This window comes from Sulfitobacter sp. M39 (assembly GCF_021735935.1).
GTDB lineage: Bacteria > Pseudomonadota > Alphaproteobacteria > Rhodobacterales > Rhodobacteraceae > Sulfitobacter.
Window position 1 is genome coordinate 2,052,357 of the sequence record NZ_WMDZ01000001.1, and the last position, 24,278, is coordinate 2,076,634.

Below are 24,278 nucleotides of genomic sequence, written 5' to 3' on the forward strand. Positions count from 1 at the left end.
TGAGGATAGCGGGTGCTTACCCGGTCACGCAGCTATTATCTTATGCGGCTTGAGCGCCTGCGCCGAATCCGGCGCGTGCGCAATCTGGCGACCTTGGGGCTTGTGGTTCTGGGGCCGGTGCTGGCGCTTGTCACCTATCTGGTGCTCGGCCCGCTTGAACAGGGCGGAAACACCCCAAGCCTGCGCATCATTCTGCTGATCGATCTGGTCTATATCCTGCTCGTCGCCGCCCTTGTGTTGAGCGAGGTCGCGCGGCTGGTGGCGGCGCGGCGGGCGAAGTCGGCGGGTTCCCGGCTGCACCTGCGTCTGACGGGGGTGTTCGCGCTGATGGCGCTGATCCCAACGGTGAGTGTTGCGATCTTTGCGGGGCTGACGATCAACGTCGGGCTTGAAGGCTGGTTCTCGGATCGGGTGCGGTCGGTGGTGGGCAATTCGCTGGCCGCCGCCGAAGCCTATGAGAACGAGCAAAGCGATGACCTGCGCGAAGATGCCATCGCCTTGGCCCGCGCAATTGATCAAGCGCGCGATCAGGGCGTTGATGTGCCTGACACGCAGCTTCTGGCGGACGGGCAACGCCTGATCCAGCGCGGGTTACGCGAGGCCTATATGATCGACGGCACCGGCCAGATCCGCGCGCGCGGCGACAGGTCGTATCTGTTCGATTTCGAAGAACCGACACCCGAACAGATCCGCGAGGCACAAGAGCTCGACGGCGCGCCGCTGGTGATCGAGGATTGGGGCAACAACGAATTCCGCGCGCTGGTGCTGATGGAAGCCTTTGTCGATCGCTATCTTTATGTCAGCCGCGATGTGGACGGAAAAATCCTGTCGCTGCTGGACGATACCAAGGAAACGGTGCGACTGTACCAACAGCTTGAAAACGAGCGCGGCAAGCTGCTGTTCGAATTCGGGCTGCTTTATGTGGGCTTTGCGGTGATCCTGATTCTCGCAGCGGTCTGGCTGGGGCTGTGGTTTGCCGAACGTCTGTCAGGGCCGGTGGGTCGCCTAACCGGCGCGGCGCAGCAGGTCGGTGCCGGTGATCTTGAGGTTCAGGTCCGCGAGGAAGAGGGCGATGACGAGATCGCCATGCTTGGCCGCTACTTCAACCAGATGACCAAACAGTTGAAAGGCCAGCGCGAGACGTTGCTTGATAACACCCGCCAGATCGAACGCCGTCGTCGCCTGTTCGATTCGGTGCTTAGCTCCGTCACCTCGGGCGTCGTGGGGCTGGACCCCGAAGGGCGGGTGACCTTCGTCAACCGCTCTGCCGCGCGGCTGCTGGACTGGAGCGAGGACCAGCAATCGCTGGCGCTCTCTGTCGCGGTGCCGGAGTTCGGCCCGCTGTTCAATTCGGTCGTCAAAGGGCAGAACGAGGTCGCGCAGGGCGAGATCAAGGTCTCGCGTCAGGGGCAGATGGAAAACCTGCTGGTGCGCGTCGCCACACGGCGCAGCGAAGACGGGCGGCTAGAGGGCTATGTTGTCGCCTTTGACGACGTGACCGATCTAGTAAGCGCGCAGCGCATGGCCGCATGGGGCGACGTGGCGCGGCGTATTGCCCACGAGATCAAGAACCCGCTCACCCCGATCCAGCTGAGCGCCGAGCGGATCAAACGCAAGTTCGGCCCTAAGCTGCCCGACGACGCCGCCAGCCTTGACCAGATGACCGGCGTGATCATCCGCCAGACTGGTGACTTGCGGCGTATCGTCGATGAATTCTCCAAATTCGCGCGCATGCCAGAGCCTGAAACTTCTGTGCAGAATGTCGTTCAGGTGCTGCAGGACGCAGTCTTGTTGCAGCAGTCGGGCCAGCCCGACGTGACCATCAGCGCCAATCTGCCGACACAAGAGATACTGGCGCGGGTGGACCAGACAATGCTGTCGCAAGCCTTAACAAATTTGATTAAGAACGCAGGCGAAGCCATTGAAAGTCGTAAGCAAAATGACCCAGAGGCCGACATAGACCCGCGTATCGAGGTGCAGTTGACCACAACCCAAACGGCGCTACAAATCACCATAGCGGATAATGGCATCGGATTGCCGGAAGACCGCGCGCGACTGTTCGAGCCATATGTCACCACCCGATCCGAAGGGACTGGCCTTGGCCTGCCCATCGTGAAAAAGATCATCGAAGAACACGGCGGGACGTTGTCGTTGGAAAACGCGCCGATCTTCGCGGGCGAAACACATTTCGGCGCAATGGCGGTGATCACGCTACCCCTTGCTGCCCCCACCGGAACCCCAGAACTGGAGACCCATAATGAGTGACATCCTGATCGTTGACGACGAACGCGACATCCGCGAGTTGATTTCGGACATTCTGGAAGACGAGGGCTTTGTGACGCGGTTGGCCGGCAATTCGGACGAGGCGATCTCGGCCATCAACGCGGAACCGCCGGCGCTGATGATCCTTGATATCTGGTTGAAAGACAGCCGGATGGACGGGATCGACATTCTGAAAACGGTAAAGCGGGACAATCCGGATGTGCCTGTTGTTATCATCTCGGGGCATGGGAACATCGAAATCGCGGTCGCGGCGATCAAGCAGGGCGCCTATGACTTCATCGAAAAACCGTTTAACATCGACCAGTTGATGGTGGTGATCCGCCGCGCGATGGAAACCTCGCGCTTGCGTCGCGAGAACCACAGCCTCAAGCGGCGCGAGGTCGCGAGCACTGATATGATCGGCAACTCTACCTCGTTTAAGACGCTGATGGGGCAGCTTGATAAGGTCACGAAATCGAACGGTCGGGTGATGCTGCGCGGCCCTGCGGGGGCCGGCAAAGAGATCGCCGCGCGCTATATACATGCCAATTCCAACCGTGCCTCAGCCCCCTTCGTAACGGTCAACTGCGCCAGCGTGGCGCCAGACCGCATGGAAGAAGTGTTGTTTGGCCGCGAAACCCCTGACCGTGGGGTAGAGCCGGGCCTGCTGGAACAGGCGCATGGCGGGGTGATCTTCTTTGACGAGGTGGCCGATCTGCCGCTGGGGACGCAATCGAAAATCCTGCGTGTGCTGGTCGACCAGCAATTCACCCGCGTTGGCGGCAACGACAAGGTGCGTGTCGATCTGCGCGTTATATCCAGCACAAACAAGGACTTGGACGCCGCGATTAAAGCAGACACCTTCCGGCAAGAGCTGTTTCACCGGCTCAACGTCGTGCCGATCTCTGTCCCGTCGCTAGAGGACCGCCGCGAGGATATCCCCGTCTTGGCGCGCCACTTTATCGCGGACTTCAACGCCTCGCAGGGGTTGCCGCTACGCGAATTCTCGGGCGATGCAGAGGCGTTGCTGCAGACGATGGTTTGGCCAGGGAACGTGCGTCAGCTCAAGAACCTGGTGGAACGTGTGCTGATCCTTGGCGACGGCACCGGCCCGATCGAAGCGCGCGAGCTGCCGGGCGAGGAAGAAACCACCGACGAAGAGGGCCGCGTGGTGCTGTCCGGTGCCTTGGCGACCTTGCCCCTGCGCGAGGCCCGCGAGGCGTTTGAACGCGAATACCTGCTGACCCAGATCAACCGGTTCGGCGGCAACATCAGCCGCACTGCGAATTTCGTCGGCATGGAACGATCGGCGCTGCACCGTAAGCTCAAAAGTCTCGGGGTGGTGACCTCGGCCAAGTCGGGCACGCGGGTGGCACATGTGGATGATGACGGGGCAGCCGATAGCTGACCCCGTTCGCTACCCCCGCGTCACGATCTGGAAACTGCCGTCGTCATTGCGGATCACGCAGGCGTTTTCAGTCAGCGCGGGCAGGGCGGTCGTGCGCCCCTGCGGCGCGGCCTTGGCGATGCCGGCGGGGCATTGCGGGATCGACACTGGCGCAAAGCCCGCATCGGCCATACATTGCGTTTCAACTCTTTTGCGCAGATCGGCATTGGGATCGACCGTATAGGTCTGCCCGGGCTCGAAATATCCCGCGCGGGAAGTGCAACGGCCATCGGACCGGCAGATGCGGCGCGGCGGGATGAAACGGGGCGGGGTGCGGACAGTTTGAAGCGCCACGGGCACCTGCGCCAAGGCATCGACCTGACATTGCGTGGTCTGCCGTTCGACCATCGCGACAGTAGCACCGGGCTTGTAGTAGGTGTTCAACGGTGCGCAGGCCGCCAGTGCCACGCTCCCACAGATGATCAAAGCCGTTTTCCGCATATGCGCCCCCGTCCTGCTATGGAAGCAAGTCTGACATTTGAATTGACCCTTGCATAGCCATCTGTCATTCAAATCACTGGCATATCACGGGTCACGCGGGCAAGCCCCAGCTGGTGACGCAAGGCAAGGCTTCACGCCAAAGGAACCCCATTTATGAAAGTGATCATTTGCGGCGCAGGGCAGGTCGGGTGGCAGATTGCCCGCCATCTTTCGGGCGAACGCAACGACGTCACAATCGTTGACAGCAACGCCGATCTGGTGCGCCGCGCCACCGATACGTTGGATGTGCAAGGGATCGCCGGCTTTGCAAGCTACCCCGACGTGCTGGACCGCGCCGGTGCCCGCGATGCCGAGATGATCATTGCCGCGACCCATTCGGACGAGGTGAATATGGTCACCTGTCAGGTGGCCCACTCGGTCTTTGGCATCAACCGCAAGATCGCGCGACTGCGCAGCCAATCCTATCTGACGGCGATCTATTCCGATCTTTATCGTCGCGATCACATGCCGATCGACGTTGTGATCTCGCCTGAAAAAGAGGTGGCGAATGCGGCGTTGCAGCGGCTTTCGGCCCCCGCGGCCTTTGATACAGAGACCTTCATGGACGGGATGGCGCATCTGATCGGTATCCAGATCGACGAAGACTGCCCGGTCGTGAACACGCCGCTGCGACAGTTGACAGATCTGTTCTCGACGCTGCGCGCCGTTGTCGTCGGGGTGCGCCGCGACGGGACGCTGTTTGCGCCGGAATCCAAGGACCAGCTGTTTGTCGGTGACGCCTGCTATGTCTTTTGCCACCGCGATGACATCCCCCGCACCCTCGAGATTTTTGGCAAGACCACCAGCAAGCTTGAACGTGTCGTGCTTGTGGGCGGGGGGAATGTCGGGCTGGCCGTGGCCCAGAACCTCGAGGCGCGCGGCAAGCGGGTACGCACCAAGATGATCGAGAAGAACCGCCGCATCGCGGAACGCGCCGCCGAGGCGTTGGAGCGGACAATCGTGCTTAACGGTGACGGGCTGGACGCGTCCCTACTGGCCGAAGCCGGGATTGGCCGCGCCGATGCGATGATGGCGATCACCGATGATGACAAGACCAACATGCTGGCCTGCGTGCGCGCCAAATCCGAAGGCTGCCCCTATGTCATCGCGCTGATCAACGACCCCACGCTGGTCCCGCTGATGGAGCCTTTGGGCATCGACGCCTATATCAACCCGCGTTCCACCACCGTCAGCTCTATCCTGCGGCACATCCGTCACGGGCGGGTGCGGTCGGTTTATTCCATCGGCGACGCCGAGGCAGAGGTGATCGAGGCCGAGGTGCTATCGACCTCTCCGATTGCGGGCAAACGCGTTTCTGACATTGATTTTCCCGAAGGGGCATTGATGGGCATGGTCCGCAAGGGCGACGAGGTGATGCGCCCCCTCGGCACCACACGCATCGAAGAAGGCGACGTCATCGCTGTGTTCTGTCTGGCCAAAGACGTGCCGCAGGTCGAACAGCTGATGCAGGTCTCCATCGACTTTTTCTGATGGTGCCTGCGTCCAAATTACCGGAGCGCCGCACGTGAGACGCAAATCCTATATCCGCCGCGAAATCCTTGAACTGCCGCTGTTCTTGCTGATTTTCGGTGTGTTCAGCGCCTCGACAATCTTTCCGGCGATCTTTGCGCTGACCACCCAAGACCATCTGGCATCGCGGGCGTTTTTCTATTCGGGGCTGCTGGGGGTGATTATCTTTACCCTGATCGCCGTCGCCCATGCCGGACGGCGTGCGCGGCACGGGGCCTTGGGGCCGTTGATGTCGCTGTTTTCCAGCTTTGTCTTTTTGCCCGCGCTGCTGGCGATCCCGTTTCTTGAGGCCCTGCCGACCACGCGCTTCCTGCACGCCTATTTCGATATGGTCAGTTCTATCACTACGACAGGCGCGACGCTGTTTGATGATCCCGGACGGATCAGTGACACGCTGCATCTGTGGCGTGCGCAGGTCGCCTGGATGGGTGGGTTGCTGATGTGGATCGCGGCGTCGGCCATTCTGGCCCCCTTACACCTTGGCGGATTCGAGGTGACCTCGCAGGCCGAACCCGGCAACCCGGACGAACGCCGCAGCAATATGGGACAGATCAACCCGCGCCAACGTTTGCTGCGGTCCGCGGCGGCGCTGACGCCCACCTATCTCGCGCTGACGCTTTTGCTTTGGGTGCTGCTGCTGGCCAACGGGGACCGATCGCTGGTGGCGCTGTGTCATGCGATGTCGGTGCTGGCGACCTCGGGCATCTCGCCGCTCGGGGGGACGCATGACACTGGTGTCGGCTTTGGGGCCGAGGCGATGATGATGCTGTTCATGCTGTTCGCGCTGTCGCGGCTGACCTTTTCCAAAGACACGGTGACGGCGACCCAAGGGGGGCTGTTTACTGATCCCGAATTCCGCATGGGGCTGGCGCTGATCCTCGGCGTGCCTGTGGTGCTGTTCGTACGTCATTTCCTTGGCGCTTTCGATGTGGATGCCAGCGCCGAAGCACTTGAGACCGGCAGCGCCTTCTGGGGCGCCATGTTCACGGTCACCTCCTTTCTGACCACCACCGGATTTGTCAGCGCTTCCTGGGCCGAAGCGCAAAGCTGGTCGGGGCTCGAGACCCCGGGGCTGATCCTCATGGGACTGGCGCTGATCGGTGGCGGGGTGGCGACCACGGCCGGAGGGGTCAAGCTGTTGCGGGTCTTTGCGCTGTATCGCAACGGCGTCCGCGAGATGGAACGGCTGGTCCATCCACACTCTGTCTCGGGCGCCGGTCAAGCGGGGCGGCGGCTGCAAAGCAACGGGGCGTTCATCGCCTGGATATTCTTTATGCTGTTCGCGCTGTCGCTTGCGGGGGTGACCCTGCTGCTGACCTTCGTCGGCGCGCCCTTTGCCGATGCGCTGGTGATGTCGGTGGCCACACTGGCGACAACCGGCCCGTTGATGGAGTTTGCCGCCGATGCTCCCATCGCGTTGATCCAGCTGGGCGACGGGGCCAAGATGATCCTATGTGCGGCGATGGTGCTGGGGCGGCTGGAAACTTTGGCGATTATTGCGCTGCTCACCCCTGATCTGTGGCGCGCGTGACACGGGATGCGGCTTTGCGCGCAACAGTTCTGACATTTTGGGGTGGAAACTCTGTGCGCGGGTCTTCATAGTCTTCCGAAGGGGTAAACCGATCCGCGGTTGCCAGCAAGAACAACAGCAAGAATAAGAGCGAGACCAACAATGGCGGCTGACCGACAAAACCTGCAAGACGCATTCCTGAACCATGTGCGCAAGACAAAGGTGCCGGTAACGATTTTCCTGATCAACGGTGTGAAGCTGCAAGGCGTCATCACATGGTTTGACAATTTCTGTGTTCTTCTGCGCCGTGATGGGCAATCGCAGCTTGTTTACAAACATGCGATTTCCACGATCATGCCAAGCACGCCGATCTCGCTATACGAGGGTGAAGACGCTAATTGAGCCGTCCTCCGTTTCAAATTGATGACACCGCAGGCCCGAAGCGTACCCGGGCTTGGGTGATTCACCCTGACATCAAGTCAGACAATGACCGCCGCATCGCGGAGCCCGCCTTGGCGGAAGCTGTCGCCTTGGCCCGTGCCCTGCCGCATCTGGATGTGGAAGGGGCCAATATCGTGCCCCTGCGCACCGTCAGCGCGGGGATGCTCTTCGGCTCTGGCAAGATCGAGGAGCTTAAGCACATCTTTGAAGAGGCCGAGGTTGAACTGGTGCTGGTCGATGGACCAGTAACGCCGGTCCAGCAGCGCAACCTTGAAAAAGCGTGGGGCGTCAAACTTCTTGACCGTACCGGTCTGATCCTCGAGATTTTCAGCGACCGCGCCGCCACCCGCGAAGGTGTGCTGCAGGTCGAAATGGCTGCGCTGAACTATCAGCGCACCCGTCTGGTCCGCGCCTGGACCCACCTTGAACGTCAACGGGGTGGATTGGGCTTTGTCGGGGGCCCCGGCGAAACCCAGATTGAATCGGACCGCCGCGCTATTGACGAACAATTGGTGCGCTTGCGCCGGCAGTTGGACAAGGTCGTCAAGACACGCGCCTTGCACCGCGCCGCGCGGGCCAAGGTACCGTTCCCCATCGTGGCGCTGGTGGGCTATACCAACGCAGGCAAATCGACGTTGTTCAACCGGATGACCGGGGCCGATGTGATGGCGAAAGACATGCTTTTCGCCACGCTTGACCCGACCATGCGCAGCCTTGTGCTGCCCGACGGGCCAGAGATCATCCTGAGCGACACCGTGGGCTTCATCTCTGACCTGCCGACTGAACTGGTCGCCGCCTTCCGCGCCACACTGGAAGAGGTTCTGGCCGCCGATATCATCTGCCACGTGCGCGATATCTCTCATGCAGAGACCGAAAGTCAGGCACGCAATGTGCGCGATATCCTGACGTCCTTGGGCGTGCCCAAGGATACGCGCAGCTTCGAGGTCTGGAACAAGCTCGACCAACTGGATGACGACCGTGCCGCCGCCGTACGCGCGCGTGCGCAGCGCGACGACAGTGTTCTTGCCATCTCTGCCATCACCGGCGAGGGGTTGGACGAACTGCAAGCGGTCATCGCCGAAGCGCTGCAAGGTGCTGTGCGCGAAGCCGAGCTGACGCTGGCCTTTGCCGACGGCAAAAAACGCGCCTGGCTGTTCGAACAGGATGTCGTGATCGAGGAAACCCAGACCGAAGACGGGTTCAATCTGGTCGTGCGTTGGTCGGCACAGCAAGAAGCGCAATACCAGCGGCTGTAAGGCCGGCGGGTCTCGGGACCATACCAAATGAGATAAAAACGCTCGGAAAAGTCGCATTTTCCGGGCGCTGCTGCATATGATTGGGGAGCGTTGATTTTTCCCGGAGCTCCCGATGACTTTGATTATTCTTTATGTACTGACATTCGCGATCTTTCTGGGGCTCGATTTTCTGGGCCTCAGCTATTTGATCAAACCGGTTTTCACCCGCGATATCGGCCCCTTGCTGCTGGACCAGTTCCGGCTGCTGCCTGCCTTTGTCTTCTATGCTTTCTATATTGCTGTGCTGCTGTACTTCGTCAGCTGGCCCGCGATTGCACAGGATAAATCCTTGCTGTGGGTCTTTGGCAATGCGGCGCTGATCGGGGCCTTGGGGTATGGTACCTATGAGTTCACCAACCTCGCGACGTTGAAAGACTGGACACCGCAGATGGTGGCGACGGATTTCTCGTGGGGGGTGGTGCTGACCGGGACCTCTGCCACGTTGGGCGTCTGGGTCACGCGGGTGTTTTCCTGACGGTTCAGGGGGTCAGGGAAGAGGGGGGCCAGCCCCCCGGCCTTTGGCCGCCCCCCGGGATTTAGGGCCATTTGGAATTAGCGGCCAAGCTCGGACGAGAAGCGCCATGCGCCGGGTTGGAGCTTGTGCAGTTCCCAGTCTCCGACGCGCGCGCGGATCAGGCGCAGTGTCGGCAGGCCGACATGGGCCGTCATGCGCCGTACTTGACGGTTGCGACCTTCGGTGATCGTGATCTCGAGCCAGGCATCAGGGACGGATTTGCGAAACCGCACCGGCGGGTCGCGGTCCCACAGGGGGTCGGGCGGATCCATCAGCCGCGCCTTGGCGGGGGCGGTCTTGCCGTCTTTGAGCGTGACACCGCTGCGCAAAGCGGCGAGCGCTTGTTCATCCGGCGTGCCTTCGACCTGCACCCAATAGGTTTTGGCCAGTTTATATTTCGGATGCGAGATACGGGCTTGCAGCGGGCCGCTGTCGGTCAGCACCATCAACCCTTCGCTGTCGCGGTCCAACCGTCCGGCGGGGTAGAACCCTTTTTCATCAATATAGGCCGACAGGGTCGGGCGCGGCGAGCCTTCGGTGCCCTTGTCGGTGAATTGGGACAAGACGCCAAAGGGTTTGTTGAAAAGGATCACGCGGTTCATTCTGTCTCCGGTACCAGCTTGGTGATGCCGACGGGGGCGGCGCGGGCGAGCTCTTCGTCCAGCGACATGGGGATGTATTCGCCGCGCCGCCAGAGCTGTGCCAGATCGTCGTAGTGATGCGACAGGAAGTGGCCCGATTGGCCCGTCGAGGTGATGAACACCGATGAATCCGGGTCAGCGAAGTCATAAACCCCGCGGAAGCCTGCGCCGTGGACATTGGCGAAAGGGTCAGGCCCTGTGCCGCGGGTGCGGCCGCGCAGCAGGGTATTGTCACCGCCCGAGGTCGATTGACGGATGTTCATGAAGTAGCGCAGCACGGGTACTTCGCCCAAGGTCTGGTGGTCGTGGGTGGCTTGGTGTGCGTCGCCCCACCGCAGGGATTCGAGCTGGCTGCCCCATGTCTCGTTGATCCAGATCAGCGCGTCGTCCAGCGCCATGCGCGCCATGTCAGGGCAGGTCTCTTTCGGGGCGGATTGCAGCACATCGCACCATGCCGCCGCACCGTCCACATCGCGGAAAACACGTTCGATGAACAGCGGATCGACATGATCGAATTCCTGTGCCAAGGCCCCAAGCTCGTCCTGGATCAGCCGTTCCTGCAATGCGCGCAGCCAGGCGGCATAGATCAACGGTTCGGGCAGATGTTCGTTCATCTCGCCCGACCAGCCGGCAAGCAGGGTCAGCGCCCGTTGGCGTTGGCGCTCAGACGTGCCTTCAACCGCGGTTTCGCCGGTGAACCAAAGCTCGGCCCCGATCAGCGGTAGCAGAGAGCGCGCGGTGAAGCTGACGGTATCCAACTGCGCCTCGATAAAGCTGTCGCGGGTGTGTACCTGACGGCGCTGCATCAGATTGCGCCACCGCTGGATGCGTTGCGTATCGCCCCATAGGAAGGACACGTGGTTGGGGAAGGGGCGGTCCACCGTCTTGTTGTTGGTATTGCCAATGATCCCGCCACGGGGCGACAGGAATTCGGGGTTTGCGCTATAGGGCAGGCGTCCCTGCCAGCGGTTCGCCGCGATCCAGCCCGGTGTGGGCATGCGCCCTTGGCTTTGATGCGCGGCGTCGCGGGCGGGCAGCGCGCCGATGGTTTTCATCGCGATGGTCGTCACATCCACCAGCGTCAGGTTTTGCGACGGCGCGATATAGTCCTCGCCCGCGGTGATCCCTTCCTCGACGGACTTGGCCTCCATCAGTTGCATGGCCGCGGCGATTGAGGTATCGGCGGGGTCAAGCACGGTCCAGTTCAACGCGGCGACATGACCCGGCGGGGTGATCGCGGCAAGGTTATAATGGCTGCCGGGAAGCACCGGCCCATTGTCGGTCCAGCGCAGGGTGAGCGTGATCGGATCAGCATCCTTGACCGTGATGATCGACGCGCGTTTGGCGAATTTCTTGAACCCGTCGGGGGTGCGGTATTCCTCGCTATTGTCGGGGTTCAGCTCTTCGATATAGACGTCCTGATCGTCAGCATAGGATGAGGTGATACCCCAGCCAAGCGCGCTGCTGCGCCCTGTCAGCACCACGGGGATACCGGGGATCGTGCCGCCGATGACACCGCCCGATTGCAGTTCGAGCCGCGCGAGGTACCAGATGGTCGGCGCGGTGAAGCCCAGATGCGGGTCATTGGCAATCAGCGTTCCGCCCGAGGCAGAGCGATCCCGTGCGGCAGCCCAGGCGTTGGACGCGCCTGCCAGATCAAAGGATTTGAACGGCGACAGCGGGGAGGGATCGAGGGGGATATTGGCGGCGAACTGCGGCAGGCCGGGGGCCAGCTGCGCATATTCGGGCAGCGCGGCGATGCCACTGCCGGGGGCGTCAGGCAGGATATCGGACAGGCGCTTTTGATCGGGCAGCGCCAACGAGGTGCGGGCGCGCTTGACCTCGGCATCCAGATGCCCTGACAACTGCAAGGCCATCAGCTTGACCAGCGCGACGGAATCCGCTGCGCGCCAAGGGGCGACGGGGGCATCAAACAGCAGCATTTCAGGGGCACCGCGGCCCAGGGCTTCGTTGTTGATCTGATCCAGCCGGGCATTCACCCCAGCGGCATAGGCATCCAGCGCCGCGCGGGTCTTGGGGTCGAGCGCCTGAAGCGACTGCACCGATAAGGTATAAAGATCAAAACGGCGCAGCAGGCGGTCGATACGGACGGTCGTGGTGCCGAAAACCTCGGACAAGCGGCCTTGCACCGTGCGGCGCATGGTGATCATCTGCCACAGGCGGTCCTGCGCATGGGCAAAGCCCAGCCCATAGAATACGTCTTGGTCACTTTCCCCGAAGATATGCGGCACATTGGCGTTGTCGCGCACGATCTCGACCTCGGCCCCAAGGTTGGATACGCGGACCGTATCGTCGTAGTCTGGCAGCGACCGCGAAGCGAGCCAATAGGCACCGCCGACACCAATTACCGCCAACACCACCAAGAGCGTTGCAAGTCGCATCAGCCACCGAAAAACCACTGCCATGTTACGCTCCTGGGTATATCTACGCGCGATTGACCAATGCGCGCAGGGTGATAGGTTCCTCTCAGGCAATAGCGCAACTGAATGACAAGGAAAAGACGATGGCAAAGCTCGCATTTTTGGGACTGGGCGTGATGGGGGCGCCAATGGCCGCGCATCTGCAAAAAGCGGGGCATGACGTGACCGTGTACAACCGCACCACAGAGAAGGCGCGCGCTTGGGCAGAAACGCACGGTGGCAAAATGGCAGAGACGCCCAAAGCCGCGGCCGAAGGGGCAGAGATCGTCTTTTCCTGTGTCGGTAATGATGACGATCTGCGATCCGTCTGCGTTGGCGACGACGGCGCTTTTGCCGACATGAGCGAAGGCTCGATTTTCGTCGATCACACCACAGTCTCGGCCGCGGTTACGCGCGAACTGCACGCGGCGGCGGATGCGCGCCAGATCAGCTTTGTCGATGCGCCGATTTCTGGCGGGCAGGCGGGGGCGGAGAATGGCCAGCTGTCCATCATGTGCGGTGGCGATTCCGGTGCCTTTGATCGCGCGCTGCCTGTGATGGAGGTTTATGCCAAGATCTGCCGTCGTCTTGGCGACAGTGGTGCTGGCCAAATGACCAAGATGTGCAACCAGATTGCCATTGCTGGTCTGGTGCAGGGCCTGAGCGAGGCGCTGCATTTCGCCCAGAAGGCCGGATTGGACGGGCGCGATGTGGTCGAGGTGATCAGCCAGGGTGCCGCAGGTAGCTGGCAGATGGCCAACCGCTACGAGACGATGCTCGACGATAAATTCGACCACGGTTTTGCCGTGGACTGGATGCGCAAGGATCTGGGGATTTGTCTGGACACCGGCAACGAGATCGAGGCGAGCCTGCCTGTCACGGCGCTGGTCGATCAATTCTATAAGGATGTGCAGAAAATGGGGGGCGGACGTTGGGATACGTCGGCGCTGTTCAAACGTCTGAACGCCTTGGGCTAGGCCAAAAGCTGCCCGATCCGCGATGGTGCGGATCGGGCGTTATGCTTAGGGAATGATGCGCGAATATTTCGTGCCTTCCAGCGTCGCACCGATGCGCAGACCGGCGCGGCCAAAGACGGCGGCCAGCACAGGGGCAAGCACGGTTGTGGTATCCGCTTCGACGCTTTCGCCACGATCCGAGATGACATATTCCAGATCGGCACCCGCAGCCCAACCGGGGGAGCGGCGGAAATCGCTCAGCGCGGCTTCGGTCATGAAGAACAGCACATGCGCATATTGCTGCGCCCCGATCTGCAAGCCGCCCGTCGCCTTGGTGACCGAGTAATAATCCACGGTCACATTATTCACCCGCAGCGCACCACGGCCATAGGCACCGCCAAAGCCAAGTCCGGCCTCGGTCACCAGCGGCATGATCAGCATACCGTTGGATTTTTCAGCCAACTGCCGGGTGTTGGGAAAGCTGCGGTACATCGCATTGAGCGTCGCATCGACGCGGGCGTCGATCATCCCGCTGCCACGGCTGCCGACACCGTTGCCACATGCCGCAACGGCACCCGCGCTTGCAATCGCACCCAAAGCGAAAGCCCGGCGCGAAAAAGTGTTGTTTGTCATAGTCTTCTGCCTGTAATTGCCTGTGCCGGTTCATCCGGTTTCTGCGCGATCTTATGCTCAAAACCCGCGGGTGTCACGAATTTAGGGCTTGAATCGGCGGTGATCTGCCACAAGTGGCGTCTTATTTGCGCATCGAAGCCGCGTTATCCGTTCATCAACCGCGCCACGGCGGGGGCAAAATAGGTCAAGACCCCGTCACAGCCCGCGCGTTTGAACCCCATCAGGCTCTCCATCATCACGCGTTCCTCGTCGATCCAGCCATTCTGGGCGGCGGCTTTCACCATGCTGTATTCACCCGAGACCTGATAGGCAAAGGTCGGCGCTCCAAAGCTGGATTTCACGCGGTGGCAGATATCAAGATATGGCATGCCGGGTTTGACCATGACCATATCGGCCCCTTCGCGCAGATCACGCTCAATCAGGCGGATCGCCTCGTTGCTGTTGGCGTAATCCATTTGATAGGTCTTCTTGTCGCCGGTCAGCGCCCCCGAGGCCCCAACAGCATCGCGGAACGGGCCATAGAAGGCCGAGGCGTATTTCGCCGCGTAGCTCATGATCATCACGTCGGAATGGCTAGCCCCTTCAAGACCTTCGCGGATCGCGGCGATGCGCCCGTCCATCATATCGGACGGCCCGATGATATCCGCGCCTGCGTCGGCCTGCGCCAGTGCCATCTTGACCAGCGCCTCGACCGTGCGGTCGTTAACGATGATCCCGTCTTCGACAAAGCCGTCATGGCCGTTGATATTATAGGTATCCAGCGCGACATCGGTCATGAGGACCATATCGGGCACCGCCTTGCGGATTGCACGAATGGCGCGGTTGGCGTTATTTTCAGGATCCCAGGCGCCGGCGCAATCCTCTGTCCGGTCCTCGATACCGGTGTAGGGGAAGATACACATCGCCCCGATCCCCAGATCAGAAGCCTCGCGCGCGGCATCGACCAGCTTGTCAACGCTGCGCCGATAAACGCCCGGCATCGATGGCACGGGCTCTTCCACGCCCTCACCGCTGCGTACGAACACCGGCCAGATCAAATCCCCCAAAGACAGCGCATTCTCACGCACCAATGCGCGGACGCCCTCGGATTGACGGGTGCGGCGCAGGCGGGTGGAGGGAAAGGGGGCTTGTTGGGGTCTCATGCAAAAATACCTCAGATGCTATCGGGCAAGGCTTGCCACGTATTTTTGCACGGCTCAAGGCTAGGAATTTCGACAACGCGCCGCTATGACAGGCAGACGATTGTAGGGCAGCACGTCTGAACACAATGATTTCACTTCAAAGATGAGCGCACCTTGACCCTCTATCAGACAATTCTCGAAGTCATCGACATGCGGTCTTTTTCCAACCTGTGGTACTGGATTGCGGTCGCTGTGATCTGGTCTTCTGCCAGCCATTGGGTCTTGGGCGTGCCCTTTGATATGGTGCTGCGCGCGCGGCGCAACGGTGAACAGGCGCTGGTAGACCTGGAGGATATGGCGCGCATCAACGTGAACCGTATTCTATATATCACCCAAGTGTCCGGCATCTGGATTTTGGGGTTCACCTGCTTTTTCATGACGATGCTCTTTACGCTGGCGGTTTTCTACCGGTTCGAATTCGCCCAGGCCGTGCTGTTACTGGCCTTTCCGTTGTGTCTGGTAGGGGTGCTGAGCGTGTCGACCGCGCAGCAGATCCGCGAGGATTCCGGCACCGGCGACCGCCTGATCAAACGGCTGAACCGTCACCGTCTTTATACCCAGATCATCGGGATGATTTCGATTTTCATCACATCGATGTGGGGCATGTACCAAAACCTTTATACAGGTCCGTTTGGCGGTTGAAAAAACCGCGATAGGATACAGGTAGCTGCTGATGTCAGAGAAATCCCAAATCACGCTGTCCGGCGTTCCCGAAGGTTTTGACGCACAGGCGGTGCTGAAAGAACTGGGCAAAAGCGGCACACCGGTGTTGCATATTGCCCGCGATGATAAACGTATGGCGGCCATGCAGGCGGCGCTGCGCTTTTTCGCGCCGGATGTGCCTGTGGTCGTCTTCCCCGGATGGGATTGCCTGCCCTATGACCGCGTGTCTCCCAATGCCGATATCTCGGCGCAGCGGATGGCGACGCTGGCGGGACTGGTGCATGGGATGCCAGACCGTTTTATCCTGCTGACCACGCTGAACGCCGCGACCCAGCGGGTGCCTGCACGCGATGTGCTGCGCGACGCGGCGTTCTCGGCCCGTGTGGGCGACCGGATAGACGAGGCAGCCTTGCGCGGGTTCCTTGTCCGCATGGGCTTTGTCCAGAGCCCGACAGTGACCGAGCCGGGCGACTACGCGATCCGCGGCGGCATCATCGACATTTTCCCACCCGGCGATCTTGGCCCTGTGCGGCTGGACCTCTTTGGCGATACGCTTGACGGGGCGCGCCGCTTTGATCCGGTGACGCAGCGCACCACCGAAAAGCTGGAGCTCGTGGAGCTTGCCCCCGTCAGCGAAGTCATCCTAGACGAAAGTGCTATCACCCGTTTCCGCCAGAACTACCGGATCGAATTCGGGGCCGCGGGCACCGATGATCCGCTATACGAAGCGATCAGCGCAGGGCGCAAGCATCAGGGCGCGGAACACTGGATGTCGTTCTTTCACGAGACGCTCGAGACCTTGTTCGACTATGTGCCGCAGGCGACGATCACGCTGGATGACCAACTGACCGCGCAACGTCTGTCGCGGTGGGAGAGTATCGCGGATCAATACGAAACCCGCCGGCTGGCGATGGCGAACCGGTCGAAGATGGACAGCGTCTATAAGCCCGCACCGCCCGAGGGGCTGTACCTGACAGACACCGCATGGGAAACCGCGCTGATCGGTAAACGCGTGATCAACTTCAAGCCACTACCACAGCCGACAGGTCCAGATGTGCTGGATGCGGGTGGACGCTTGGGGCGCAACTTCGCGCCCGAACGTCAACAGGAAACTGTCAGCCTTTTCGGTGCTTTGGCCGCACATATTAAAGCAAAACTTCAAGAAGGGCCGGTGGTCATCGCCAGCTATTCCGACGGCGCGCGCGAACGTCTGACCGGCCTGATCGAAGACGAAGGCATGGGCGAGACCATCGCCATCAAGAACGGCACCCGCATCGGCAAACGCGGTCTGCATCTGGCGGTTTGGGCGTTGGAACACGGGTTCGAAGCCCCTTGGGAAAGCGGCAGCAGCGCGTCGAAACTGACCGTCATCTCAGAACAGGACATCCTTGGCGACCGCTTGATCCGCGCGCCGAAACGTAAACGGCGGGCCGAGAATTTCCTGACCGAGACACAATCGCTTAGCCCCGGCGATCTGGTCGTGCATGTGGATCACGGCGTCGGCCGCTATCTGGGAATGGAGGTGGTGACCGCCGCCGGTGCCGCCCATGAATGTCTGCTGCTGGAATATGCCGAAAGCTCGAAGCTCTATCTGCCGGTCGAGAATATCGAACTGCTGTCGCGCTATGGCCATGACGAGGGGCTGCTTGACAAACTGGGCGGTGGCGCGTGGCAGTCCAAGAAAGCCAAGCTCAAGGAACGCATCCGCGAGATGGCGGACAAGCTGATCCGCATCGCCGCCGAACGTGCGCTGCGCAAAGCGCCTGTCATGGACCCGCCCCCCGGCATGTGGGATGCGTTTTCCGCGCGCTTCCCCTATACCGAGACCGACGACCAGATGAATGCCATCTCGGATGTGCTGGACGATCTGACCAGCGGCAACCCGATGGACCGGCTGATCTGCGGCGACGTCGGCTTTGGCAAGACCGAGGTCGCCATGCGTGCTGCCTTTGTCGCGGCGATGTCGGGGCTGCAGGTGGCGATTGTCGCGCCGACGACCCTGCTGGCACGTCAGCACTATAAATCCTTTGCCGAACGCTTCCGTGGCTTCCCGCTTGAGGTGCGCCAGCTGTCGCGTTTTGTCACCGCGAAAGAGGCCACAGCCACCCGCGACGGCATCAATCGCGGCACCGTCGATGTGGTGGTCGGCACCCATGCGCTGCTGGCAAAGACGGTCAAGTTCAAGAACCTCGGCCTGCTGATTATCGATGAAGAACAGCACTTTGGCGTCGGTCACAAGGAACGTCTGAAGGCCATGCGCACGGATATTCACGTGCTGACCCTGACCGCCACGCCGATCCCGCGCACCCTTCAGCTAAGCCTGACCGGCGTGCGCGACCTGTCGATCATCGGCACCCCGCCTGTCGACCGTCTGGCGATCCGCACCTATGTCAGCGAATTTGATGCCGTCACCCTGCGCGAGGCGCTGTTGCGCGAACATTATCGCGGCGGGCAGTCCTTCTATGTGGTGCCACGGATCACCGATCTACCCGAGATCGAAGCGTTCCTGAAAGAGCAACTGCCGGAGCTGACGTATCTTGTTGCCCACGGACAGATGGCCGCCGGAGAGCTCGACGACCGGATGAACGCCTTTTACGACGGGAAATATGACATCCTGCTGGCGACGACGATTGTGGAATCCGGTCTGGATATCCCGACTGCCAACACGATGATCGTGCACCGCGCCGATATGTTTGGTCTGGCGCAGCTGTACCAGATCAGGGGCAGGGTGGGCCGATCAAAAACCCGCGCCTATGCCTATCTGACAACCAAACCCCGTGCCAAACTGACCGCCACGGCTGAAAAGCGTTTGCGGGTGTTGGGCAGCCTCGACACGCTTGGGGCAGGCTTTACGCTGGCGTCGCAGGATCTCGACATTCGGGGTGCGGGCAACCTGCTGGGCGAGGAACAATCCGGCCAGATGCGCGACGTGGGGTTCGAGCTATATCAATCCATGCTGGAAGACGCGATTGCCAAAATCAAGTCAGGCGAGCTGGAAGGCGTGATCGACGACGATGGGCAGTGGGCACCGCAGATCAATCTGGGCGTGCCGGTGCTGATCCCCGAGAATTACGTCCCTGATCTGGATGTGCGCCTTGGGCTCTACCGTCGCCTGTCCGAACTGACCACCAAGGTCGAGCTGGAAGGCTTTGCTGCCGAGCTGATCGATCGTTTCGGCAAGCTGCCGAAAGAGGTGAACACGCTGATGCTGGTCGTGCGGATCAAGGCGATGTGCAAACGCGCCGGTATTGCCAAGCTGGATGGCGGGCCCAAAGGCGTCACGATCCAGTTCCACAACGACAAATTCGCCTCACCCGAGGGGTTGGTCACCTTCATTCAGGACCAACGCGGGCTGGCAAAGGTCAAAGAGAACAAGATCGTCGTCAAGCGTGACTGGAAAACCGATGCGGATAAGATCAAAGGGGCCTTTGCCATCGCCCGTGATCTGGCAGAGCATGTGATCGCCAAGGAAAAGAAGGCCAAGAAAGCAAAAGCCTGACCCGTTGCCGGATCAGGCTTTCACAACCGTCGGTCGTCAGGACGCGCCGCTTTAGGTGTACAGCGACGGCACTCCCATCTGGGCGTGGATCTCGTTTACCGCAGCGGGCTGCATGCCATAAGCGCTGGCCAGCTTGTGCAGATATTGCGCCTCTTCCTGCGTATCCAGATCAATTGCCAGCAGCGACATCGCATAGATTTGCGGGCCCATGCCGTCGGGTGTCTGGGCGACCAGCGCGTCGACATCCACAGGAGCTTCCATCTGGCCTTGCACGAATGCGGCCTCGTCGGCGTCCACGTCGCCCAGATGGTTCAGCAGCTTTTCACGCTCGTTCTCATCAAAAGTGCCGTCGGATTTCGCGGCTTGGATCATCGCGGCGATCATCAGCGCGGCAGTGGCCTCTTGATCGCGCGAGGGCGTGATCTCGGGGGCAGGGTTGCTATCGAATTGCGAGTTCAGCACCGCGCCAAAGTCTGCCTCTGGCCGTTCGGGGGCTTTTTGGCTGGCACCGCCCAGGCTGGACAGCAGACCGCCCGCACCTGCGGCACCGGCAAGCCCACCCAGTAGCCCGCCAAGGCCGCCCGAGCTGCCCGAAGTGCTGGTGCCTGTGCCGCCGCCAAGATGGTTCAGCAAACCGCCCAAGCCGCCGCTGCTGGCACCGGACGATCCGCCCATCAATCCGCCTAGCATATCTTGCAGGTTACCGCCCGAGCCGCCCGTGCTGCCGCCGGTCAGACCACCCAGCAATCCGCCCAGTCCGCCGCCGCTGCTGGCGCTGCCGGTTGTGGATTTATTCTTGTTCATCATGGCGCTGGCCCCTTTGGCCACAGCCACGCCGATCGCCACTTTGGCCAATGTTTTCATCAAGCTCATTATCGATAATCCTTTTGGGTCAAATCGCCTGCAAGTCTGTTGCAGTTTACTGTGCAAAACAACCAAAAGATCGCGGGGGTTCCCGCTTGTCGACATGCTTGACGGCGGGGCAACGGGCGGCAGGTGCAACCCGATTGCCATTCAAGTGCCGCAGAAGGTGGCCGGCACGATCTCCTGCGTCGTCGGCGCGCGGTGCAGATCGGTGTCGGTTTCGCGGTACGGGCGTGCAAGCGCTGTCATCAGCCGGTGGAACGGGTCCATATCACCAGCGACGGCGGCGTTGATCATCGCCTCTATCCGGTGGTTGCGGGGGATCACGGCGGGGTTGGCGGCATCCATTACCGATTTAGGGTCAGGCTCGGCCGCGATACGCTGCTGCCACGCATCGCGCCAGTTGGCAAAGGCCGCGCGGTCGGTGAACTGGCCGGCGGCGTCATCGCCTGACAGCGCGCGGAAAGCATTGGTAAAATCCGCGCCATCCGTTTGCATCATAGACAATAGCGCATCGATCAGCGCAGTATCGTCAGCCTTGGGCGTCGTGATCCCGATCTTGGCGGCAAAGCGTTTGAGCCAGGCTTGCTCGATCAGCGCGGGCATGGCGTGCACGATCTCTGTCGCCTCGGCCACACCGCTTTTGGGATCATCAAGCTGCTGCAACAACGAGGTTGCGAGCTGCGCCATATTCCACACGACGATCTGCGGCTGATTGGCATAGGCATAGCGCCCCTGACGGTCGATGGAGCTGAACACACGGTTGGGGTGGAACGCATCCATGAAGGCGCAGGGGCCGTAATCAATCGTCTCGCCCGAGATGGCGCAGTTGTCGGTGTTCATCACCCCGTGGATAAAGCCCACAGACATCCACGCCGCGACCAGATCAGCCTGCGCTGCGCAGACCGCGCGCAGCAGGCCCAAGGGCCCGTCTGCCTGCGGGTAGTGCCGCTGGATCGCATAGTCGGTGAGGCGGCGCAGGTTTTCAACCTCGCCCCGATGGGCAAAGACCTGAAACGTTCCCACACGCAGATGGCTTGCGGCGACACGGGTCAGCACGGCACCGGGCAAGGCGGTTTCGCGAAAGACATCCTCGCCACTTTGCACAGCGGCCAAGGCGCGGGTGGTGGGGATGCCAAGGGCGTGCATCGCCTCGGACACCACATATTCACGCAAGACCGGCCCAAGCCAGGCCCGCCCGTCGCCGCCACGGGAATAGGGCGTGCGCCCTGATCCTTTCAGCTGGATATCGCGGCGCTGGCCCTTTGCATCCAGCACCTCACCCAAGAGGATCGCGCGACCATCGCCAAGCTGCGGGTTGTAATTGCCGAACTGATGCCCCGCATAAAGCTGCGCCAGCGGGTCGGCACCGGTGGGAAGTTCGTTCCCGCCGAAGATAAAGGCCAGATCCTCGGTCGATCCGTGGGTGATCCCCAGGGTCTTTGCCAGCGGCGCGTTGTACGCCAGCAGTTTGGGGTCTGCCACCGGAGTCGGGGTGGTGCGGGTGAAAAAGCCAGCGGGCAAAGCCGCGTAGCTGTTATCGAAGGGGGCTGATAATGTCATAGGGCAGATATAGGGGCCGCGGCTCCACCTTGCCAGCCCGCGTCAGAATTTGCGCGACATGAACATGTAGTTTTCACGGGGGCGAAAGCCTGCACGGTGGTAAAGCTTCTGCGCTATCTCGTTGCTACGCTCTACCTCAAGATGGATCGCGCGCAGACCGCCGCCCGCCAGCGCATTTGGGACGGCCAGCAATGCCTCTGTCGCGATGCCACGGCCACGCACGCCGGGGCGCACGTAGATTTCATCGATGATCGCGTCCAGACCGCCGAATTCAACCGACCAGCCGAAGGTGATGATGATATAGCCGATGGGCGCACGGGCTGGGCCGATCAGATAGGCCACCCCATAGGGTGTCCCTTCCAGCAGCGGTGCCAGCCCGTTGCGGCGGTCATCATCCGTCTGCTCGATCCCCGTCTCGGCGTGAAAGCTGCCCACGAGGGCCACGAGACGGTCCAGATGCTCTGGCTTGGCAAGGGTGAAGGCCGCGCTCATAGACGGGCCAGCCGTTCGGTCAGCAGGGCAAAGAAGCCGTCAGAGTCCAGATCGCCCATAAAGGTCGCATTGGGGGCGCGGTCGGTCACGCCCCACCAATCGGCGACGGTCATGCCCATGGTAAGCTCTGACTCTGTCTCGATCTCGACGTTGATGTGGCGGCCTTTGAACAGATCGGGGTTGATCAGATAGGCGGTGACGCAAGGGTCATGCAGCGGCGCGCCGTCGGAGCCGTATTTCTCTTTGTCGAACCGTTCGAAGAAATCGGTCATTTCCGCCACGGCGATGCCCACAGGCGTGCCAAGGGCGCGGAAGGCGTCGTTGCGCGCTTTGGTCACCAGCGCCTTATGGGTGACGTCCAGCGGCATCACAACGATAGGAGCGCCGGATTTAAACACGATATCAGCAGCTTGCGGATCGACGTAGATGTTGAACTCTGCCGTTGGGGTGATGTTGCCCCCTTCGAAATAGCCGCCGCCCATCAGCACGATCTTGGCGATGCGATCGGCGATATCGGGTGCTTTTTGCAACGCGGTGGCGATATTGGTCAGCGGCCCCAGCGGGCATAGCGTGACGGTTCCCGGAGCGTTATCGCGCAGGGTGTCGATGATGAAATCCACGGCATGGCCTTCAGCCATCGGCATCGTAGGGTCGGGCAGATCGGGGCCGTCCAACCCGGTCTTGCCGTGCACATGCTCTGCCGTGACCAGCGCGCGGCCCAGCGGGCGGTCGCATCCGGCAAAGACTTTGACATCCCGTTTGCCGGCCAATTCGCACACGATCCGCGCGTTACGCGAGGTGAGGTCCAGCGGCACATTACCCGCGACGCAGGTGATCCCCAGAACATCAAGCTCTTCGGGGCTGGCCAAAGCGACAAGGATCGCTACGGCGTCATCCTGACCGGGGTCCGTGTCGATAATTATCTTGCGCGGTGTCATGGGCTCTCCTGTCTTGGCTGTGCCAGAGCCTTGCCGCAAGTGCCGCGACTTGTCCAGCAGGCACGGGCGGTCCTAGCTGCGTTCCGCCCGTTTTACATCCTCCCACAAGGCATCCATCTCGGCCAGATCACTGTCCGAGGGCGATTTACCTCGTGCGGCCAACCGTTCCTCTACACCGTTGAAGCGACGAATGAATTTGGCGTTGGCGGCGCGCAGGGCGGCTTCGGGTTCGACCCCAAGATGCCGGCCTAGATTGGCCATGACGAACATCAGATCACCGTATTCCTCGGTTACCTCGGCCTGGGTCAGAGTCTCGCGCGCCTCGACCAGTTCGGTTGCTTCTTCGGTGATCTTGGCGATCACGTCATCCACTTGCGGCCAGTCAAACCCCACTCGGGCCGCCCGTTTTTGCAGCTTGTAGGCGCGCAGCAGTGCAGGCAGGCCAACGGCCACGCCGTCAAGCGTCCGCCCTTGGGACTTGCCCGCGCGTTCTGCCGCCTTGATCTTTTCCCAATCCGCGGTCTGCTGCTCGGCCGATTTATCGCGGCTTTCATCGCCGAAAACATGCGGGTGCCGCGCGACCATCTTGTCCGAGATATTGCGCACCACCGTCTGAAAGCTGAACCGCCCGTCCTCTTCTCCCATAGCCGTGTGATAAACGGTCTGGAGCAGCAGATCGCCCAACTCTCCCTCAAGCTCGGGCCAGTCGCGACGCTCGATCGCATCGGCGACTTCATACGCTTCTTCAATGGTATAGGGGGCGATGCTGTCGAAATCCTGTTCGATATCCCAAGGGCATCCGGTTTGCGGGTCGCGCAGGCGGCGCATGATTTCCAGCAAGCGTTCGATCCCGGCGTCGCGATCGTGGATCAACGCATCATTTCTTGTCTCGGCCATTGCAGCCCCCATGTGTCTGATGTCAGATGCAACCTGACCAACATCCCCACAG

Annotated in this window: 20 protein-coding genes; 10 read left to right on the forward strand and 10 right to left on the reverse strand. The window is 61.2% G+C overall.

Annotated elements, in window-relative coordinates:
• Positions 1–42 precede the first annotated feature (42 nt).
• Both GLP43_RS09975 and ntrX read left to right on the forward strand, forming a co-directional pair.
• A complete protein-coding gene (locus GLP43_RS09975; RefSeq protein WP_237279952.1) occupies positions 43–2,265 on the forward strand; it encodes a sensor histidine kinase NtrY-like in 2,223 nt (740 codons plus the stop codon).
• A complete protein-coding gene (ntrX, locus tag GLP43_RS09980; RefSeq protein WP_237279187.1) occupies positions 2,258–3,670 on the forward strand; it encodes a nitrogen assimilation response regulator NtrX in 1,413 nt (470 codons plus the stop codon). The genes GLP43_RS09975 and ntrX overlap by 8 nt, the downstream gene beginning before the upstream one ends.
• Before the next feature lie 9 nt (positions 3,671–3,679).
• Here the strand turns inward: ntrX and GLP43_RS09985 are convergent, their stop codons facing one another.
• The gene (locus GLP43_RS09985) at positions 3,680–4,150 is read right to left on the reverse strand and encodes a hypothetical protein (RefSeq protein WP_237279188.1); all 471 of its coding nucleotides are present in this window, start codon (positions 4,148–4,150) and stop codon (positions 3,680–3,682) included.
• Between the two features lie 153 nt (positions 4,151–4,303).
• On the opposite strand from GLP43_RS09985, the gene trkA reads away from it, so the two are divergent.
• From trkA to GLP43_RS10010, 5 genes are all read left to right on the forward strand, one after another.
• Complete coding sequence (trkA, locus tag GLP43_RS09990) at positions 4,304–5,680, forward strand: Trk system potassium transporter TrkA (protein ID WP_005853494.1); 1,377 nt, start codon at positions 4,304–4,306, stop codon at positions 5,678–5,680.
• Positions 5,681–5,714: 34 nt separating this feature from the next.
• Positions 5,715–7,250, forward strand: coding sequence for a TrkH family potassium uptake protein (locus GLP43_RS09995; RefSeq protein WP_237279189.1), 1,536 nt, complete (start codon positions 5,715–5,717; stop codon positions 7,248–7,250).
• Positions 7,251–7,391: 141 nt separating this feature from the next.
• Entirely contained in the window at positions 7,392–7,631 is a 240-nt protein-coding gene (hfq, locus tag GLP43_RS10000; RefSeq protein WP_005853497.1) for an RNA chaperone Hfq, read from the forward strand.
• Between the two features lie 56 nt (positions 7,632–7,687).
• Positions 7,688–8,926 (forward strand): GTPase HflX, encoded by a 1,239-nt coding sequence (gene hflX / locus GLP43_RS10005; RefSeq protein WP_237279190.1) that lies wholly within the window; start codon positions 7,688–7,690, stop codon positions 8,924–8,926.
• A 112-nt stretch (positions 8,927–9,038) separates the two neighbouring features.
• Complete coding sequence (locus tag GLP43_RS10010; protein ID WP_237279191.1) at positions 9,039–9,440, forward strand: DUF2177 family protein; 402 nt, start codon at positions 9,039–9,041, stop codon at positions 9,438–9,440.
• A gap of 77 nt (positions 9,441–9,517) precedes the next feature.
• Here GLP43_RS10010 and GLP43_RS10015 read toward each other — a convergent pair whose 3' ends face one another.
• Complete coding sequence (locus GLP43_RS10015) at positions 9,518–10,081, reverse strand: pseudouridine synthase (RefSeq protein ID WP_037944262.1); 564 nt, start codon at positions 10,079–10,081, stop codon at positions 9,518–9,520.
• Positions 10,078–12,546, reverse strand: a complete 2,469-nt coding sequence (locus GLP43_RS10020; protein ID WP_237279192.1) for a penicillin acylase family protein — start codon at positions 12,544–12,546, stop codon at positions 10,078–10,080. Before GLP43_RS10020 ends, GLP43_RS10015 begins: the two co-directional genes overlap by 4 nt.
• A 98-nt stretch (positions 12,547–12,644) precedes the next feature.
• Between GLP43_RS10020 and GLP43_RS10025 the strand changes: the two genes are divergently transcribed.
• On the forward strand, positions 12,645–13,517 hold the full coding sequence (locus GLP43_RS10025; protein WP_237279193.1) for an NAD(P)-dependent oxidoreductase: 873 nt from the start codon (positions 12,645–12,647) through the stop codon (positions 13,515–13,517).
• Positions 13,518–13,562: 45 nt separating this feature from the next.
• Here GLP43_RS10025 and GLP43_RS10030 read toward each other — a convergent pair whose 3' ends face one another.
• Both GLP43_RS10030 and hemB read right to left on the reverse strand, forming a co-directional pair.
• The gene (locus GLP43_RS10030) at positions 13,563–14,129 is read right to left on the reverse strand and encodes a YSC84-related protein (RefSeq protein ID WP_005853509.1); all 567 of its coding nucleotides are present in this window, start codon (positions 14,127–14,129) and stop codon (positions 13,563–13,565) included.
• A 143-nt stretch (positions 14,130–14,272) separates the two neighbouring features.
• Entirely contained in the window at positions 14,273–15,271 is a 999-nt protein-coding gene (hemB, locus tag GLP43_RS10035) for a porphobilinogen synthase (protein WP_237279194.1), read from the reverse strand.
• A 153-nt stretch (positions 15,272–15,424) separates the two neighbouring features.
• Here hemB and GLP43_RS10040 point away from each other — a divergent pair, with 153 nt between their 5' ends.
• Together GLP43_RS10040 and mfd are read left to right on the forward strand one after the other, a co-directional pair.
• Positions 15,425–15,952, forward strand: coding sequence for a component of SufBCD complex (locus GLP43_RS10040; RefSeq protein ID WP_237279195.1), 528 nt, complete (start codon positions 15,425–15,427; stop codon positions 15,950–15,952).
• A gap of 31 nt (positions 15,953–15,983) precedes the next feature.
• Positions 15,984–19,472, forward strand: a complete 3,489-nt coding sequence (gene mfd, locus GLP43_RS10045; protein WP_237279196.1) for a transcription-repair coupling factor — start codon at positions 15,984–15,986, stop codon at positions 19,470–19,472.
• Positions 19,473–19,523: 51 nt separating this feature from the next.
• Here the strand turns inward: mfd and GLP43_RS10050 are convergent, their stop codons facing one another.
• The 5 genes from GLP43_RS10050 to mazG all read right to left on the reverse strand — a co-directional run bounded on the left by GLP43_RS10050 (position 19,524) and on the right by mazG (position 24,226).
• A complete protein-coding gene (locus tag GLP43_RS10050; protein ID WP_237279197.1) occupies positions 19,524–20,345 on the reverse strand; it encodes a DUF533 domain-containing protein in 822 nt (273 codons plus the stop codon).
• A 141-nt stretch (positions 20,346–20,486) separates the two neighbouring features.
• On the reverse strand, positions 20,487–21,899 hold the full coding sequence (locus GLP43_RS10055; RefSeq protein ID WP_237279198.1) for a protein adenylyltransferase SelO: 1,413 nt from the start codon (positions 21,897–21,899) through the stop codon (positions 20,487–20,489).
• A gap of 42 nt (positions 21,900–21,941) precedes the next feature.
• On the reverse strand, positions 21,942–22,391 hold the full coding sequence (locus GLP43_RS10060; protein ID WP_005853523.1) for a GNAT family N-acetyltransferase: 450 nt from the start codon (positions 22,389–22,391) through the stop codon (positions 21,942–21,944).
• A complete protein-coding gene (locus GLP43_RS10065) occupies positions 22,388–23,329 on the reverse strand; it encodes a nucleoside hydrolase (protein ID WP_237279199.1) in 942 nt (313 codons plus the stop codon). The genes GLP43_RS10060 and GLP43_RS10065 overlap by 4 nt, the downstream gene beginning before the upstream one ends.
• Before the next feature lie 72 nt (positions 23,330–23,401).
• Complete coding sequence (gene mazG, locus GLP43_RS10070) at positions 23,402–24,226, reverse strand: nucleoside triphosphate pyrophosphohydrolase (RefSeq protein ID WP_237279200.1); 825 nt, start codon at positions 24,224–24,226, stop codon at positions 23,402–23,404.
• Positions 24,227–24,278: the final 52 nt, after the last annotated feature.

What these genes read in the sequence shown, in the direction of transcription:
- GLP43_RS09975 (WP_237279952.1), top strand. Translation starts at nt 43, where the DNA reads ATGCGGCTTGAGCGCCTGCGCCGAATCCGGCGCGTGCGCAATCTGGCG.
- ntrX (WP_237279187.1), top strand. Translation starts at nt 2,258, where the DNA reads ATGAGTGACATCCTGATCGTTGACGACGAACGCGACATCCGCGAGTTG.
- GLP43_RS09985 (WP_237279188.1), bottom strand. Translation starts at nt 4,150, where the DNA reads ATGCGGAAAACGGCTTTGATCATCTGTGGGAGCGTGGCACTGGCGGCC.
- trkA (WP_005853494.1), top strand. Translation starts at nt 4,304, where the DNA reads ATGAAAGTGATCATTTGCGGCGCAGGGCAGGTCGGGTGGCAGATTGCC.
- hfq (WP_005853497.1), top strand. Translation starts at nt 7,392, where the DNA reads ATGGCGGCTGACCGACAAAACCTGCAAGACGCATTCCTGAACCATGTG.
- GLP43_RS10010 (WP_237279191.1), top strand. Translation starts at nt 9,039, where the DNA reads ATGACTTTGATTATTCTTTATGTACTGACATTCGCGATCTTTCTGGGG.
- GLP43_RS10015 (WP_037944262.1), bottom strand. Translation starts at nt 10,081, where the DNA reads ATGAACCGCGTGATCCTTTTCAACAAACCCTTTGGCGTCTTGTCCCAA.
- GLP43_RS10020 (WP_237279192.1), bottom strand. Translation starts at nt 12,546, where the DNA reads ATGGCAGTGGTTTTTCGGTGGCTGATGCGACTTGCAACGCTCTTGGTG.
- GLP43_RS10025 (WP_237279193.1), top strand. Translation starts at nt 12,645, where the DNA reads ATGGCAAAGCTCGCATTTTTGGGACTGGGCGTGATGGGGGCGCCAATG.
- GLP43_RS10030 (WP_005853509.1), bottom strand. Translation starts at nt 14,129, where the DNA reads ATGACAAACAACACTTTTTCGCGCCGGGCTTTCGCTTTGGGTGCGATT.
- hemB (WP_237279194.1), bottom strand. Translation starts at nt 15,271, where the DNA reads ATGAGACCCCAACAAGCCCCCTTTCCCTCCACCCGCCTGCGCCGCACC.
- mfd (WP_237279196.1), top strand. Translation starts at nt 15,984, where the DNA reads ATGTCAGAGAAATCCCAAATCACGCTGTCCGGCGTTCCCGAAGGTTTT.
- GLP43_RS10050 (WP_237279197.1), bottom strand. Translation starts at nt 20,345, where the DNA reads ATGAGCTTGATGAAAACATTGGCCAAAGTGGCGATCGGCGTGGCTGTG.
- GLP43_RS10055 (WP_237279198.1), bottom strand. Translation starts at nt 21,899, where the DNA reads ATGACATTATCAGCCCCCTTCGATAACAGCTACGCGGCTTTGCCCGCT.
- GLP43_RS10060 (WP_005853523.1), bottom strand. Translation starts at nt 22,391, where the DNA reads ATGAGCGCGGCCTTCACCCTTGCCAAGCCAGAGCATCTGGACCGTCTC.
- GLP43_RS10065 (WP_237279199.1), bottom strand. Translation starts at nt 23,329, where the DNA reads ATGACACCGCGCAAGATAATTATCGACACGGACCCCGGTCAGGATGAC.
- mazG (WP_237279200.1), bottom strand. Translation starts at nt 24,226, where the DNA reads ATGGCCGAGACAAGAAATGATGCGTTGATCCACGATCGCGACGCCGGG.